General features: G+C 65.0%; 16 protein-coding genes. 8 read left to right on the top strand and 8 right to left on the bottom strand.

Translation table 11 applies throughout. The features are described from left to right. Together ACWHXP_RS07155 and ACWHXP_RS07150 are read right to left on the bottom strand one after the other, a co-directional pair. Complete coding sequence (locus tag ACWHXP_RS07155) at positions 1-1005, bottom strand: GlxA family transcriptional regulator (RefSeq protein WP_489634150.1); 1005 nt, start codon at positions 1003-1005, stop codon at positions 1-3. Between the two features lie 18 nt (positions 1006-1023). Continuing rightward, positions 1024-2265 carry an MFS transporter gene (locus ACWHXP_RS07150; RefSeq protein ID WP_489634151.1) on the bottom strand — a complete coding sequence of 414 codons (1242 nt, stop codon included), beginning with the start codon at positions 2263-2265 and terminating at the stop codon, positions 1024-1026. Positions 2266-2373: 108 nt separating this feature from the next. On the opposite strand from ACWHXP_RS07150, the gene ACWHXP_RS07145 reads away from it, so the two are divergent. From ACWHXP_RS07145 to ACWHXP_RS07125, 5 genes are all read left to right on the top strand, one after another. Then, positions 2374-2904 carry an isochorismatase family protein gene (locus ACWHXP_RS07145; RefSeq protein ID WP_489634152.1) on the top strand — a complete coding sequence of 177 codons (531 nt, stop codon included), beginning with the start codon at positions 2374-2376 and terminating at the stop codon, positions 2902-2904. Positions 2905-3133: 229 nt separating this feature from the next. Then, positions 3134-3901, top strand: a complete 768-nt coding sequence (fnr, locus tag ACWHXP_RS07140; RefSeq protein WP_121045643.1) for a fumarate/nitrate reduction transcriptional regulator Fnr — start codon at positions 3134-3136, stop codon at positions 3899-3901. A gap of 60 nt (positions 3902-3961) precedes the next feature. Further along, positions 3962-4732: a phosphatase PAP2 family protein gene (locus tag ACWHXP_RS07135; protein WP_489622981.1), complete on the top strand. Its 771-nt coding sequence runs from the start codon at positions 3962-3964 to the stop codon at positions 4730-4732. A gap of 39 nt (positions 4733-4771) precedes the next feature. After that, on the top strand, positions 4772-5767 hold the full coding sequence (locus tag ACWHXP_RS07130; protein ID WP_489634153.1) for a diacylglycerol/lipid kinase family protein: 996 nt from the start codon (positions 4772-4774) through the stop codon (positions 5765-5767). Further along, positions 5767-6600, top strand: coding sequence for a metallophosphoesterase family protein (locus ACWHXP_RS07125; RefSeq protein WP_402708319.1), 834 nt, complete (start codon positions 5767-5769; stop codon positions 6598-6600). The genes ACWHXP_RS07130 and ACWHXP_RS07125 overlap by 1 nt, the downstream gene beginning before the upstream one ends. On the opposite strand, the gene ACWHXP_RS07120 is transcribed toward ACWHXP_RS07125, so the two are convergent. Together ACWHXP_RS07120 and ACWHXP_RS07115 are read right to left on the bottom strand one after the other, a co-directional pair. Continuing rightward, the gene (locus ACWHXP_RS07120) at positions 6601-8025 is read right to left on the bottom strand and encodes a PepSY-associated TM helix domain-containing protein (RefSeq protein WP_489634154.1); all 1425 of its coding nucleotides are present in this window, start codon (positions 8023-8025) and stop codon (positions 6601-6603) included. 176 nt (positions 8026-8201) lie between these two features. Beyond that, positions 8202-8426: a hypothetical protein gene (locus tag ACWHXP_RS07115; RefSeq protein WP_034331366.1), complete on the bottom strand. Its 225-nt coding sequence runs from the start codon at positions 8424-8426 to the stop codon at positions 8202-8204. 244 nt (positions 8427-8670) lie between these two features. Here ACWHXP_RS07115 and zigA point away from each other — a divergent pair, with 244 nt between their 5' ends. From zigA to ACWHXP_RS07100, 3 genes are all read left to right on the top strand, one after another. After that, positions 8671-9885, top strand: a complete 1215-nt coding sequence (zigA, locus tag ACWHXP_RS07110) for a zinc metallochaperone GTPase ZigA (RefSeq protein ID WP_489634155.1) — start codon at positions 8671-8673, stop codon at positions 9883-9885. Positions 9886-9890: 5 nt separating this feature from the next. Continuing rightward, entirely contained in the window at positions 9891-10817 is a 927-nt protein-coding gene (gene folE2, locus ACWHXP_RS07105) for a GTP cyclohydrolase FolE2 (RefSeq protein ID WP_199725147.1), read from the top strand. Between the two features lie 77 nt (positions 10818-10894). Next, on the top strand, positions 10895-11863 hold the full coding sequence (locus ACWHXP_RS07100; protein ID WP_489634156.1) for a M14 family metallopeptidase: 969 nt from the start codon (positions 10895-10897) through the stop codon (positions 11861-11863). Positions 11864-11876: 13 nt separating this feature from the next. Here the strand turns inward: ACWHXP_RS07100 and ACWHXP_RS07095 are convergent, their stop codons facing one another. The 4 genes from ACWHXP_RS07095 to ACWHXP_RS07080 all read right to left on the bottom strand — a co-directional run bounded on the left by ACWHXP_RS07095 (position 11877) and on the right by ACWHXP_RS07080 (position 14421). Then, positions 11877-12359, bottom strand: coding sequence for a GNAT family N-acetyltransferase (locus ACWHXP_RS07095; protein ID WP_121045650.1), 483 nt, complete (start codon positions 12357-12359; stop codon positions 11877-11879). 28 nt (positions 12360-12387) lie between these two features. After that, positions 12388-12801 (bottom strand): GNAT family N-acetyltransferase, encoded by a 414-nt coding sequence (locus tag ACWHXP_RS07090; protein WP_489634157.1) that lies wholly within the window; start codon positions 12799-12801, stop codon positions 12388-12390. A 101-nt stretch (positions 12802-12902) separates the two neighbouring features. Beyond that, positions 12903-13481, bottom strand: coding sequence for a histidine phosphatase family protein (locus tag ACWHXP_RS07085; RefSeq protein WP_489634158.1), 579 nt, complete (start codon positions 13479-13481; stop codon positions 12903-12905). A gap of 157 nt (positions 13482-13638) precedes the next feature. Beyond that, a complete protein-coding gene (locus tag ACWHXP_RS07080; RefSeq protein WP_039787174.1) occupies positions 13639-14421 on the bottom strand; it encodes an enoyl-CoA hydratase in 783 nt (260 codons plus the stop codon). Positions 14422-14429 lie beyond the last annotated feature (8 nt).

Raw genomic sequence — 14429 nt, 5'->3', positions numbered from 1 at the left:
TCACGAGGCCGCGAAGCGCTCGCGGTATTGCCCCGGGCTCACTCCCAGCTGGCGCAGGAAGACCCGCCGCAGGTTCTGTTCTTCCCCGTAGCCGGACTGGCTGGCAATGCGCTTGAGCGGCAACCGGGTTTCTTCCAGCGCCCGGCGCGCCGCCTCCAGCCGCATCAGCTCGACCGTGCGCGCCGGCGTGCGGCCGGTCTCGGCCACATACAACCGCGCGAAGGTACGCGGACTCATGTTGGCCTGGCGCGCCAGGTTCTCGACCCGAAGATCCGCTTCCAGATTGCCGGCGATCCACGCATGCAGCTCGGCAAACCGCCCCGCCCCGGTGGTCTGCGAAGCCAGCGGCGTGCTGAATTGCGATTGTCCGCCCGGACGCTTGATGAACATCACCAGCTGGCGGGCCGTCGCAATCGCAGCGGCGTGGCCCAGGTCCTGTTCCACCAGCGCCAGTGTCAGGTCGATACCGGCGGTGACGCCCGCCGAGGTCCAGATGCGGCCCTGGCGGATGTAGATGGGCTCGCCATCCACGTCCAGTGCGGGATAACGCTGCTGCAAATCTTCGGCCGAATCCCAGTGCGTCGTCACCCTCAAGCCGTCCAGCACGCCCGCCTCGGCGAGGTGGAAAGCACCGGTGCAGACCGAACAGACGCGCCGGGCCAGCGGCGCGGCCGCGCGGATCCACGCGACCAGGGCGGGATCGATGCGGAAGCTGTCCCCCACGCTGCCGCCGGCCGAAATCAAGGTGTGCAGTTCCTCAGCGCGCAGCAGCGCGTCCAGCGCAGACAGCGCTTGCGTCAACACCGGCAGGCCGGCGCTGGTGGTCACCGCGCCGCCCTCTGCCGAGGCCACATGCAGGCGATAGACTTCACGGCCTTGCAGGCGGTTGGTGGTCGCCAGCACCTGCATCGGGCCGGCAAGATCCAGCAGGTTCATGCCGCCATAAGCCAGCAGCACCACATTGCGCGGGGCCTGTGCGGCCTGCGCGGAAAGGACGGGGTTCATTGGAATCATGCTCTGATGTTAGCGCAGGCCCGTCACCAGCGCCGTGCGCGCAGTACGCTGGGCCCACATCCAGCGCAGCGTGACCAGCGCCGACACCAGCAGCACCGGCAGGATAGCCGCATTGAGCGTTTCCCAGCCGAAGCGGGCCAGCAAGGGACCGGCACCCAGCGTGGCCAGCGCCGTCGCGGCATAGCGCATCAACTCGGCCAGCCCCTGGGTCTTGGCGCGTTCCGATGGGGTATAGGACTGCGCCAGCAAGGTAGTGCCACCGACGAACATGAAATTCCAGCCCACGCCCAGCAGCAGCAAGGCAACGTAGAAAGCGGGCAGCGTGGTCGAGAGCATGGCGATGACGGCGCAGCCGAGGTTCATGCCCAGCCCCGCCAGCAGCACAGGCCCCAGGCCAAAGCGCTGGATCAGGCGTCCGGCAAAGAAGGAGGGAGCGTACATGCCCATCAGGTGCCACTGGATGATGGCCGCACCATCATCAATGCCGTGATGGCAGGCCACCGCCGCCAGGGGTGCGGCCGTCATGATGAACATCATCACCATGGAGCCGGCCACGTTGTTGGCAACCGAGGCCATGAAGACCGGCGTACGTGCAATGGCCGATAGCGGGCGCGCGGGGGCGAGGTCAGATTGCGACTGCGCAACGGCCGCCGGTTCGGCCTGATCCCGATAGAACAGCACCAGTACCAGCACCGACAACAGCCCCATGAGCGCCACCACCAGATAGGCCCCGGCAAACAATGCCGTCGGGAACCAATCCTTGCTCCAGGCCGCCAGGGCCGGGCCGACCAGGGCCGCGATGACGCCCCCGGCCAGCACGGTGGAAATGGCACGGCTCTTGGCCGCTTCGGCGACCGCATCGGCGGCCGCCAGCCGGTAATACTGCGCAAACGCCTGAAATACACCGACCAGCGCCGTGCCGACGCAGAAGAACCAGAACTGCCCATGCCAGACCGACCACACCGAGATCAGCCCGCCGACACAGCAACTGGCCGCTCCCAGCACGAAGGACCAGAGGCGACCCAGGCGCTGAATCAAGAACGCCGCAAACCAGGTCACCACGGCACCGGCCACCGTGATGAGGGCGAACGGCAAGGTTGCCAGCGCCTTGTCCGGAGCGAGTTGCCAGCCGGTCAGCGCGGTCAGGGTCAGGTCGATCGAGATGGCGCAGGTGAACAGGCCTTGGCACAAAGCCAGGATGGCGGCATTGCGGCTACCGCCATGGGAATCGGCGGACAAGGAGGCGCGCATGGATTTGCTCCGAAGGGTCAATGATGGAAAAATTGTCGGATTCCCACCCGCTTGGCGTCAATGACACAAGACCTTCAATTTCTGCCAAGCCCACATGACAGGACTTCCATGCTGATCCAGGCTCATCAATCCGCCCTGCTGGTGATCGATCCCCAGGAAAAACTCTTGCCCACCATCCACGAGGGTCAGGCGGTGCTGGCGCAGACCGTGCGCATGGCCGCCATTGCCGGCCTGCTCGGGGTGCCGGTCATCGCCACCGAACAGATGCCGGACAAGCTCGGCCACAACCATCCGGATATTGCCCGCCTGTGCGACAAGACACTCTCCAAGCAGCATTTCGATGCCTGCGCGGACGGCCTGCTGCCGGTCATACCACCGGCCGTACGGCAGCTCATCGTCGCCGGTTGCGAAGCCCACATCTGCGTGCTGCAGACTGCGCTTTCCCTGCTGCAACAGGGCTACACGGTGCTGCCCCTGCTGGAGGCCTGCGGCTCGCGCCGTCCGCTGGACCGCGACGCCGCCTTCGAGCGCATGCGCGCCGCCGGTGCCATCCCGGTCACACTGGAGATGGTGGCCTACGAATGGCTGCAGCACAGCGCGCATCCGCAGTTCCGGGCGGTCCTGAAACTGGTGAAATAACCGGGCCCGCCAAACGCAAACAGGGTGACGTAACCGAAAAGCAAGTTTCCCCTTGCTCCGATGAAAGTTTTGATTGCTCCCCCTGCGTATGCGTTTTGCAGGCAAGAACTGTGGTAAAAGTACGGGAAAAATAGCTGCGCAGCTGCATGACAATGTGGCGCATCACAAATCATCACGCCAAGACCTGGCCAGCCTACGCCGCCACAACATAGAGGAAAATCCAACGCTTATGTCCAGCTTACCTGCCCACACGCCCATTCATTCGCCGCCTCCGCTCACCCTGCACGCCCTGCGCGCCAGCTGCTCGGCCTGCAGCATGCACCAGCTGTGCCTGCCGATGGGGCTGGACCAGGGCGACATGCAGCGGCTGGAACAGGTCATCAACCGCCGCCGCAAGGTCAAGCGCGATGAAAGCCTGTACCGCCTCAACGACAAGTTCGACATGCTCTACGCCATCCGCCTGGGCCATTTCAAGACCTTCCAGGGCAATACCAATGGCGGCCAGCAGATCACCGGTTTCCAGATGGCCGGCGAATTGCTGGGCATGGATGCCATCGGCGCCGGCCACCACCTGTGCGAAGCCGTGGCACTGGAAGACAGCGAAGTCTGCGAGATTCCGTTTACGCGCCTGGAAGAATTGTTCCGCGACATGCCCACGCTGCTGCGCCAGTTCCATCGCATGATGAGCCTGGAAATTTCGCGCGAGCAACGCGTCATGCTGACCTTGGGCAGCATGACCGCGCAGCAGAAGATGGCGGCTTTCATGCTCAACCTGTCCTCGCGCTACGCCAGCCGTGGCTATTCCTCGACCCGTTTCCAGCTGCGCATGACGCGCGAGGAAATCGGCAACTACCTGGGCCTGGCCGTGGAATCCGTGAGCCGGCTGCTGACCAATTTCAAGAAAACCGGCGTCATCGAAGTCAACCACCGCGACGTCGAACTGTGCGACCTGCCTGCCCTGCGTGCCATCGCGCTGGGCAACGATCCCTGCGCCTGACCATACCGGCACCCTCCAGCCCCTTGCCGGGGCACGGGGGGCTGAGGTTAGAATGGCCGGATGACAGAACGACACTCTTCTACCTCTCCCTCCCTCCAGCGTTTCCTGCGCGCCCGCATGGCGCGCGACCACCACCTCGGACTGCCGCTCACCACAGGCCTGATGGCCGCGCTGGCCACGGTCATGCTGTTCGCGCTGATCGCCTACGAAGTCAGCAGCAAGGGCGCGCTCACGCGTCTGGATCAGCAACTGGCGGACTGGTTCAACCAGCATGCCTTCTCGCCGCTGACCGAACTGGTACTCGGCTATACGCATCTGCATGGGACCATCGGCGTGCTGGTCATGGGCGCACTGCTGCTGTGGCACATGGTCCGCAAGCAGCGTTGGGCCTGGGTTACCGACCTGCTGCTGGTGCTGCCCGGCGGCATGCTGTGCAATTTCACGCTCAAGCACATCTTCGCGCGCCTGCGTCCCAGCTTTGACGATCCCATCCTGGTGCTGCACAGCTACAGCTTTCCCAGCGGACACACGATCGGCGCCACCTTGCTCTACGCCATGCTGGCCGCCTACCTGCTCAACCAGCCGGGCGTGACGGCCGCCATCGGTGCGCGCCTGAAGACCGGCGAGCGCGGCGTGCAGGCCGCCGTCATCGGCGCAGCCCTGCTGCTGGTGGCGCTGACCGCTTTCAGCCGGGTCTACCTGGGCGCGCATTTCCTGAGCGACGTACTAGGTGCGATGCTGCTGGGCACGGCCTGGTTCGCGCTGTGGACGACCGTGGTTTTCACCTGGCAGCGGCACTATTACGCGCAGCCGCGCTCCAACGGGCTCTGAAACCACCTTCCTACTCGCCTGCGGATGACAGAACAAGACATGACCCAGGAATTGCCCGCCAGCCAGGGCCGCCCCGACGTGGTGGCCGCCATCAACGCCCGTGCCGGTGGCGGCCACGCCGAGGAACTGGCCGCGCACATCACCGAAGAGTTCGCCCGTCACGGCCTGCACGCCGTGGTGCATCTGGCGCGCAGCGGCGAAGACATGCTGGAGGCCGCCCGCGATGCCGTGCGCAACAAGATCGCGGTGGTCGCCGTGGGAGGCGGCGATGGCAGCGTCAATGCCGTGGCCTCGACCCTGCTGGCCGATCCACACTGCGAGAGCGCGCTGGGCGTGTTGCCGCTGGGCACGCTGAATCACTTTGCCAAAGACCTCAACATCCCGCTGACGCTGGACGAGGCCATCGCCAACATCGCCACCGGGCGCAAGCTGCGGGTCGACAGCGGTGAGGTCAATGGCGCGCCCTTCATCAACAATTCCAGCCTGGGTCTCTATCCCGACATCGTGCGCGAACGTGAAAAGCAGCAGGCTCGCCTGGGCCGTGGCAAATGGCTGGCCTTCACCTGGGCCGCCATGGGCGCGCTGCGGCGCTATCCCTTCCTGCGCGTGCGGCTGTCCATCGACGGCAAGGAACACTGGCGGCGCACGCCCTTCGTCTTCATCGGCAACAACGAGTACCTCATGAGCGGCCTGGACATCGGCAAGCGCTCCACCCTCACCGACGGCCAGCTGAGTCTGTACGTGTGCCACCGCACCGGCCGCCTGGGCCTGCTGCGACTGGCCCTGCATGCACTGTTCGGCCGCCTGCGTGAAGCGCATGACTTCGATGTACTGACCTGCAGCGAGATCCATATCGAGACGCACAAGAAACGCATGCGCGTGGCCACCGATGGCGAAGTCAACCTGATGCAGACTCCGTTGCACTACCGCATCCGTCCGGCCTCATTGACGGTGATCGTGCCGCAGCTCGCCACCCCGCAAGCGGCCGCCCCCCGCGAACCCGGCCTGCTCGACAAATTGCTGGGGGAAAACTGATGCGTACCCTCATCCATCTGTCGGACCTGCATTTCGGGCGCACCGATCCGGAGATCATCGAACCGTTGATCGCCCAGGTCCACGAGCTCAAGCCGGACCTGGTGGTCGTTTCGGGCGACCTCACCCAACGCGCGCGCAGCATCCAGTTCAAGCAGGCCAGGGAGTTTCTCAATGCGCTGCCGCAGCCCCAGCTGGTGGTGCCGGGCAATCATGACGTTCCGCTCTTCAACGTGGCGGCGCGCCTGCTGCAGCCGCTGCGCAAGTACAAGCGCCACATCACGGCCGATCTGCAGCCGCGCTATGTGGACGAGGAAATCGCCGTGGTCGGCATCAATACCGCACGTTCCCTGACCATCCAGGATGGCCGCGTGAACGACAGACAGATCGAACACGCGCGGCGCGAACTGGCTGGCGTGGGCGATCACCTGGTCAAGATCATCGTCACCCATCATCCCTTCGACCTGCCGCCCGGCCCGCAGCATCACGGCTTGGTCGGCCAGGCGGTACCGGCCATGCGTGCCTTCGCGCTGTGCGGCGCCGACCTGCTGCTGGCAGGTCACGTGCATACCAGTTCGGCCGTGAGCAGCGCCGGGCGCTATCACATTCCCGGTTACTCGGCGCTGGTGGTGCAGGCAGGCACGGCCACCTCCACCCGCGGGCGCGGCGAGAGCAACTCCTTCAACGTCTTGCAGGTGGAGGCGCACCAGATCGTGGTGCATCGGCTGGGCTGGAAGCCCGATGTGAAGAGTTTTGCGCTGGCCGCGTCGCAGACCTTCGTGCAACGCGGCAGCGAGTGGTTCGAGCAGACCGCCGATGGCCTGCTCAGTGAATGATCAGACCGTCGCGCGGCGTGCGCGGGAATAACGGATCACATCCACCAGCAGGAACAGCAACAAACTGGCCCCCATCAACGGCAGGCTCCAGCCCAGCAGCAGGGCCAGCACAGCCAGCGTCAGGCGTTGCAGGGGCGCCAGGCGCATCACCGCCTGCGTCAACGGAGCCAGGCTGGCACCCGCCGCCGGGCGGCGCCGCCACCACATCACGTAGCCCAGCACGATGAGCCCGGTCAGGGCCACGCCGAAGAGGGCCATCAGGATCTGGTTCGCCACGCCAAACAGCACTCCCATGTGCGCATCCACGCCCCAGCGGATCAGCTTGGCGATCAATGGAAAATCAGCGAAATCGGCCCGGCTGGTAATGGCCATGCGGTCGGCATCGATGGCCACCGTATCGACCTGGGTCGGCCAGGAGCGATCCACCTCCCGCACCACCCAAGCCTGCTGGGCCGAGCGCGGTGGGCGGATTTCGATCTCGGAAGAGTCGATGCCACCCGCGCGGGCAATCTGCTGCACCATGTCGAAACGGGCCGGGTCACTGGCCTCCGGCATGGGCATCTGCATGCCATGTGCGCCCATGTGATCGGCGTGTTCACCCATGGACATGGCCGGGGCACCGGCCTGCAATTGCGTCGAGACCGAGGGCGTGATCCAGCCCAGCTGCGTGCGCATCTGGCTCACGCGCTCACCGGCCCAGCGTGACCAGGTCAGGCCGGTAGCCGAGAAAAACACCAGCCCCAACACGATCCACAGCCCTACGAGGGCATGCAGCCGGCGCGCGTTCATGGGACGCGGCGCGCGCACCGTACTGCCAGCGCGGCGCTGGCGACCTCGCCACCACAGCCACACTCCGCCCAACGCACCCAGCCACAGCCATGAAGCGGCCAGCTCGCTGTAGTTGCGGCCGAAGTCCCCCAGCATCAGGTTGCGGTGCAGGTAATCCAGCGTAGTGCGCAAAGGCAGCACGCCGCTGGTGCCATAGACGATCAGGTCGCCCTTGACCTGCAGGCTGACCGGATCGACGAAGATGGCCCGGCTTTCCGAGTCGCCCAGGCCGGGCTGGGTGAACATCACGCGGGTATTCCATCCCTGCGCCTTGGCCGGGCGCACCGCGAACAGGCGCGCCTGCGGCCCCAGGAAGGCCTGCGCGGCCTTCACCTGTTCGGCCAGCGGCCGGGCCTCGCCCCGGCTCTGGTTGTAAAGCTGCGAGGCGTAGAGATGCGATTCGATCTGCGGGGTGAGCACGTACAGCGTACCGGTCAGCGCCGCCACCAGGATGAAGGGGCCGACGAACAGGCCGATGTAGAAATGCAGGCGCAGCAGCACGGCGTGCAAGGCGGAGCGATGGGCATCGCCAGTACGAGCGGTCGCGCTGGCGGCGTTGGCGGTGCCATCGCCGGCGGGCTGGAAGGAGGTGGTCATGAAGGCGGGCGGGGAGCGCCGAAAACGGGAACAGGCTCGCGATTGTAGGCCGTACGACGGTCCCTGCGAATGTGGCAATTTGTCGCAGCCCCAATGAAAAAGAGCCGACGGAACACATTCCGTGCGGCTCTTCCTGCCTGTGATCTGCAGCACCGTGGCAACGGCGCGCGGCGGGATCACATGGGATTTTCGTCGATCCAGTCGCCCGAAAAATCGAGGATGTAGGCGATCGCCTCGTCTTCGGTATCGAATTCATTGGTGGGCGCCTTGCGCTGATAGCGCAGCTTGCCGCTGCCATCCTTGCCCTCGTGAATCACGAAGCAAGCCATGAATTTGCCGTTGTCGAGCTTCTTGATCTCCGGGATGACGGCGTTTCCCTTGTACGGGAAGATCTGGGACATGTGATGAAACCTCCTTGTTGCGAGGCGACATGCTAGCACAAGCCGGGCTTTCCTTCCCGCGGACGCCCACTGGCAACCCCTCTCTCAGATGCGTGACCGGCGCGCACACCGCACCCACTATTTGCAACACGGTTGCATTTATGAGATATTCGCAACTCAGTTGCATTTATCTCGAAAAATCTGTCATCAGTTTCGCTGATGGCATCGCTTGCTCCTCCACCCTTACGCTGATTTCACACTCGCCATGACCTCCCTCCAACGCCAGCCCGGCGACCGCCGGCTTCCCGTGACGGTGCTCTCCGGTTTCCTCGGTGCCGGCAAGACCACCCTGCTCAACCACATCCTGCACAACCGCGAAGGCCGGCGCGTAGCGGTGATCGTCAATGACATGTCTGAAGTCAACATCGATGCCGCGCTGGTGCGTGATGGCGGTGCGGATCTGTCGCGCACGGAAGAAAAACTGGTGGAAATGAGCAATGGCTGCATCTGCTGCACCCTGCGCGAAGACCTGTTGATGGAAGTGCGCAAGCTGGCCCGCGAGCGCCGTTTCGACCAGCTGGTGATCGAATCGACCGGCATTTCCGAACCGCTGCCGGTGGCCGAGACGTTTACTTTTACCGATGAAGAGGGGGCCAGCCTGGCCGATGTGGCGCGGCTGGACACCATGGTCACGGTGGTGGACGCCTTCAATTTCCTCAAGGACTACAGCTCTCAGGACAGCCTGCAGGAGCGTGGCGAATCGATGGGCGAGGAAGACGGCCGTACCGTGGTCGACCTGCTGATCGAGCAGATCGAGTTCTGCGACGTGATCGTGCTCAACAAGCTGGACCTGGTCTCGCCGCTTGATCTGGAGCGCCTGCACGCCATCCTGCACAAGCTCAATCCGCGTGCGCGCATCGTCACATCGGAGTTTGGCAAGGTCGCGCTGGACCAGGTCCTCAACACCGGCCTGTTCGATTTCGAACAAGCCAGCCAGGCCCCGGGCTGGCTGCAGGAACTGCGTGGCGAGCACGTCCCGGAGACCGAACAGTACGGCATCACCAGCTTCGCCTGGCGCGCGCGCCGGCCCATGCATCCGCAGCGCTTCCACGATCTGGTCAACAGCGAATGGCCGGGCGTGGTGCGCTCCAAGGGTTTCTTCTGGCTCGCCACCCGCCCGGCCCATGCGGGTTCATGGTCGCAGGCCGGTGCCGTCTGCCGCCACGGGCTGGCCGGCAAATGGTGGGCCGCCGTGCCGCGCGAGAAGTGGCCGCAGGATCAGGAGTCCATCGACTTCATCCTCGAACAATGGGATGACAACGTCGGCGATGCCCGCCAGGAACTGGTGCTCATCGGCATGGACATGGATCAGGCCGCATTGACGGCCAGGCTGGAAGCCTGCCTGCTGAGCGATGCCGAGATGGCGCAAGGTCCGATGGGCTGGGCGCACATGGCCGATCCCTTCCCCGGCTGGGAGTGATCTGCATGACCCTCATCAGCAAGCGCAATTCCCTGCCCGACGTCGCCCGCGATGAACCCGCCAGCATCGCCCTGCCCCTGCAATGGGTAGGCATGTGCGGCATCGCCCTGCCGCTGCGGCTGGCCGACGGCACGCCCCTGCCGGCCAGCGCCGAAGTGGCGGTGGACCTGCCCGATCCGCAGGCCAAGGGCATCCACATGTCGCGCTTGTACCTGCTGCTGGACGCCTTCGCCGCTCGATCGCGCCTCACGCCGGCCGCTGTGCATGAACTGCTGCGCCAGATGCGCGAGAGCCACGCCGATTGCCAGTCACGCGCCGCCTTGCTGCGGCTGGACTTCGCCTTGCTGCAGCAGCGGGCCGCGCTGGTCACGCCGGAGCTGGCTGGATGGAAGAGCTATCCGGTCACGCTGACGGCGCAATTGCGCGATACCACGCTGGCGCTCCGCTTGCAGGTGCGCATCGCCTATTCCTCCACCTGCCCCTGCTCGGCCGCCCTGTCGCGACAGGCCCTGCAGGATGCCTTTGCCGCCGACTTCGCGCAGCACGAGGCCATCGGCCGCGATGCCGCGCTGGGCTGGCTCGCCCGCCATGCGAGTCTGGCCACGCCGCACAGTCAGCGCAGCGAGGCGGAGCTCAGCATTGCCATCACCGGCGATGCCGCGCAGTTCCCGCTGTTGGAATTGATCGATACCGCCGAAGCCGCACTGGGCACGGCCGTGCAGACCGCCGTGCGGCGCGCGGATGAGCAGGCCTTTGCGCTGGCCAATGGGGCCAACCTGATGTACGTGGAGGATGCTGCGCGCCGACTGCGGCAAGCACTGGAAGCGCGCTTTGCTGCCTGCTCCGTCCGTGTGTCGCACTTCGAAAGCCTGCATGCGCACGACGCCGTGGCGACTGCCGTGACACCCGGCTGGCAGGAGCTGCTGCGCTGATCCCGGGCAGCGGCGACTGGCAGCGCCGCCCGAACCGGGGTATCGTTGCCCTTTCTGCTTCCTGTACATGCCACCCGATGACGTCCGATTCCCTTCCTTCTTCCCTGCGCAGGCTGCAATATGCGGCCTTCACGCCCGGCCCGCGCCTGCTGATCCTCGGTGCCGTACACGGCAATGAAACCTGCGGCACCCAGGCCATCACCCGCCTGCAGCGTGAACTCGACAGCGGGCAACTGCGCCTGCAGCGCGGCCTGCTGACGCTGGTGCCGGTGACCAATCCGCTGGCCTATGAAAAACAGCAACGCCAGGGTGACCGTAACCTGAACCGCAACCTGCGCCCGCATCCGGCCCCCGCCAACTTCGAGGACCAGCTCTGCAACGTGCTGTGTCCGTGGATCGACGAACACGAGATCCTGCTCGACCTGCATTCCTTCCATACCGGCGGCATGCCCTTCGCCATGCTCGGCCCGGAAGACAATGACGGCGAGGTCGAACCCTTCGCGCATGCCGCCGCCGAAGCACGCATGGTCGCGCACCTGGGCTGCCAGCGCGTGGTGGAAGGATGGATGGGGGCCTATGTGCGCGGGGTGGAACGCCGCCGCCAGCAAGGCCATGCGGTCTCGCCCGACCTGCTGGACCGGCAGTATGGCGTGGGCACCACCGAATACGCGCGCAGCAAGGGTTTATACGGCGTGACCCTGGAATGCGGCCAGCATGATGATCCGCAAGCGCCGGAAGTCGCCTATCGCGCGATCCTGCAGACGCTGGCACTGCACGGCATGATCGATGCGCCCCCGCAGCCGCCAGTGGCGGATATCCAGCCGATCCGCCTGGTGGACGTGATCGACATGGAACATGCCGAGGACCGCTTCACCCGGGAATGGTCCAGTTTCGACCGCGTGCAGCAGGGTGAAGTGATCGGCCACCGGCACGATGGCCAGGCGGTGCTGGCAGCGGGCGACGGCTACATCGTCTTCCCCAATCCGCGTGCCTTGCCGGGCAATGAATGGTTCTACTTCGGGGTCGACAGCCAGCGCCGGCTGTGAGGCCGCCAGCGCTTCAGCAATCCAGTGCGTAGAAGCGGGTATCCACCACCATCACCGGGAAGGCAGGTGGCAGCGTGCTCTTCTCGATGAGCCGGAAACCGTTTTTCTCGTAGAAGCGATGCGCCGCCAGGAACTTGTCCGTGGTACCCAGGAAGATCTGGCGCACGCCCTGCGCACGCGCCCAGGCGATGGCCCCTTCCAGCAGGCGCGCGGCGGTGCCGTGCTCCTTGCCGCGATGGCTGGCCGCCACGAACATCTTGCGCAGCGCGACCTGGGCGTTGCCGATATCGAGCAGGGAAATGGTGCCGACCACCTTGCCACCATCAACCGCCACCCAGAAATTGCCGAGGCCCTTCTGGTAGAAACCGGCAATATCCTTCAGGTCGGGCTGCCCTTCCAGCGTGATGGGAATACCGAACTCTTCCTGCTGGATGGGCAGGATGACCTCGACCACGCCCTGTGCGTGTTCCGGGCGATAGACTTGAATCTCGATCATGGCAATTCTTTATAAATGATTTAAAACGTTATTTAAGTTCATTTCCGGGCGTGAGCTCCCAGCAGCGGGGGCTGTGGGCGAAACCGATATGGCTGTAGTAGTCGGTGGCATCGGGGGCGGCCAGCAACCGCAGGCGGCAGCGCGGACCGAGGCGGCTGCGGGCGGCGCGGATCAATTCCTTGCCGATGCCCCGGCGCTGGTACTGCTCATCGACGGCCAGCTCCGACATATAGCAGGCGTAGACGAAATCGGTGACGCAGCGCGCCACACCGACCAGCAGTTTGCCATCCCAGGCGGTCGCGGTCAGGCTGGCATGGGTGACCATGGCCTCCATGCATTCGCGGTCCTCGAGCGGACGGCGCGGGCCCAGCGAAGTACGGGAAAGAATGTCGATGAACTGATCGGCGGTCAGGCGAAGGTCGGTACGGTAGGCGATGGACATGGGCGCAGGCGGACGTGACGACGAAGCCGGTCACGTTAACACAAAACGCCGCAGGGCATGCAGCGCTGCGGCGTCCGTTGTGCTTGGCGAAGACCGGCGGATCAGTCCGGCCGCGCGTAGACCTTGTGCGATACGGGCTTGCCGCTGGCATCGACCCGCACCAGCACCATTTCTCCCGAGGCCACACTTTCTCCGGTCCAGCGGCCGATGTTCACGTCATGCGTGACCAGGATCAGCGCCCGGCTGCCCTTGCCCGGCAAAGCCGTGCGCAGGTACTGCTCCAGTCGCTGGTTGGCGGTCTCGCCCTGGGCCGCATCGTTGAAGAAGGAGGCCAGGCCATCCTGCACCTCGGGCGTACCGAAACCCAGCAAGCTGGCGGTCTCCTTGGTGCGGCACCAGGGGCTGCTGGCGACGATGGCGCGGCTTACGCCTTGCTGACGCAGCCAGTTGCCGATCTTGCGCGCCTGTTCGCGGCCTTCATCGTTGAGATTGCGTTGCGTGGCACAGTCATTGAGCGTGAATCCTGCAGGATCGCCAATGCCCGGCGCACGCGCGTGGCGCATGATCAGGACATGATCGGGCTGGGACAATTTGTCCGACAGTTCGGAAGCACCCGCCGCAACGGGCAGGCAGGACAACGTCAGCAGGGAGAACAGAAACGCGGCAATACGTGATGACATGGAAAGCCTCGACGGGATCGGATGGATCAAATGGATCACGTGGATCAAGGCTGCCAGTCTAGCCCAAGGCCATCGCACCACGCCCGCTCCGACGGCGCATTTGCCGCGTCAAAAACAGGTCATGGTGCACAAAACGTCAGGCCATGTGCCGAAACGTTCAGGCGTTTTTCCAGCTCGGCGCGCGCTTTTCGAGGAAGGCATTGACGCCCTCCTTCTGGTCCTGGGTATCGAAGAGATCGACGAAGAGTTCGCGTTCGGTTTGAAGGATAGTGCCCAGCGGATTGTGACGCGCCCCCTGGATCAGTTGCTTGCTGGCCGCGACAGAGGACGGGCTCTGCTTCTCAGCCTGCAAGGCCAGCGCCAGCGCACGTTCGCGCGCCTGGCCCTTGGGCACCACCTCTTCCACCAGGCCGATGCGCAGCGCGGTCTCGGCATTGACGCGTTCGCCGCACAGGATCATGCGCTTGGCCCAGCCTTCACCGACCAGCCACGGCAGGTTCTGCGTGCCGCCCGCGCAGGGCAGCAAGCCCACGGCGGCTTCCGGCAAGGCCATCTGGGCCTGCTCTTCGGCGATGCGGATGTCGCAGGCCAGGGCGCACTCCAGGCCACCGCCCATGGCGTAGCCATTGATGGCCGCAATCGAAACGCCCCGGAAGCCCGACAAGGTCTCGAAGGCTTCCCCGAAGCGGCGCGCCATCTCGCGTGCCATGGCCTTGTCGCCATCGGCGAAGAGCTTGAGGTCGGCGCCGGCGGAAAAGAATTTCTCTCCCTCGCCGGTCACCACCAGGGTGTAGATCTCACGGTCGGCGTTGAGGTCCTTGACCAGGCGCGTGAGGTCGGCCAGGGCTTCACGGGTCCAAGTGTTGGCGGGGGGATTAGACAGGGTCAGCACGGCGGTGTGGCCGCATTTTTCCAGCTTCAGGTTGGTATAGGTGCTCATGCGTTTCC

The sequence above is a fragment of the Herbaspirillum sp. Her2 genome (assembly GCF_057961375.1).
Note: the sequence above shows the minus strand (reverse complement) of the source record. Positions and strands in the feature narration are given on the sequence as shown.

Bases quoted from the DNA above. Each gene is read 5' to 3' on its own strand.
- ACWHXP_RS07155 (WP_489634150.1), bottom strand. From the start codon at position 1,005: ATGAACCCCGTCCTTTCCGCGCAGGCCGCACAGGCCCCGCGCAATGTG.
- ACWHXP_RS07150 (WP_489634151.1), bottom strand. From the start codon at position 2,265: ATGCGCGCCTCCTTGTCCGCCGATTCCCATGGCGGTAGCCGCAATGCC.
- ACWHXP_RS07145 (WP_489634152.1), top strand. From the start codon at position 2,374: ATGCTGATCCAGGCTCATCAATCCGCCCTGCTGGTGATCGATCCCCAG.
- fnr (WP_121045643.1), top strand. From the start codon at position 3,134: ATGTCCAGCTTACCTGCCCACACGCCCATTCATTCGCCGCCTCCGCTC.
- ACWHXP_RS07135 (WP_489622981.1), top strand. From the start codon at position 3,962: ATGACAGAACGACACTCTTCTACCTCTCCCTCCCTCCAGCGTTTCCTG.
- ACWHXP_RS07130 (WP_489634153.1), top strand. From the start codon at position 4,772: ATGACCCAGGAATTGCCCGCCAGCCAGGGCCGCCCCGACGTGGTGGCC.
- ACWHXP_RS07125 (WP_402708319.1), top strand. From the start codon at position 5,767: ATGCGTACCCTCATCCATCTGTCGGACCTGCATTTCGGGCGCACCGAT.
- ACWHXP_RS07120 (WP_489634154.1), bottom strand. From the start codon at position 8,025: ATGACCACCTCCTTCCAGCCCGCCGGCGATGGCACCGCCAACGCCGCC.
- ACWHXP_RS07115 (WP_034331366.1), bottom strand. From the start codon at position 8,426: ATGTCCCAGATCTTCCCGTACAAGGGAAACGCCGTCATCCCGGAGATC.
- zigA (WP_489634155.1), top strand. From the start codon at position 8,671: ATGACCTCCCTCCAACGCCAGCCCGGCGACCGCCGGCTTCCCGTGACG.
- folE2 (WP_199725147.1), top strand. From the start codon at position 9,891: ATGACCCTCATCAGCAAGCGCAATTCCCTGCCCGACGTCGCCCGCGAT.
- ACWHXP_RS07100 (WP_489634156.1), top strand. From the start codon at position 10,895: ATGACGTCCGATTCCCTTCCTTCTTCCCTGCGCAGGCTGCAATATGCG.
- ACWHXP_RS07095 (WP_121045650.1), bottom strand. From the start codon at position 12,359: ATGATCGAGATTCAAGTCTATCGCCCGGAACACGCACAGGGCGTGGTC.
- ACWHXP_RS07090 (WP_489634157.1), bottom strand. From the start codon at position 12,801: ATGTCCATCGCCTACCGTACCGACCTTCGCCTGACCGCCGATCAGTTC.
- ACWHXP_RS07085 (WP_489634158.1), bottom strand. From the start codon at position 13,481: ATGTCATCACGTATTGCCGCGTTTCTGTTCTCCCTGCTGACGTTGTCC.
- ACWHXP_RS07080 (WP_039787174.1), bottom strand. From the start codon at position 14,421: ATGAGCACCTATACCAACCTGAAGCTGGAAAAATGCGGCCACACCGCC.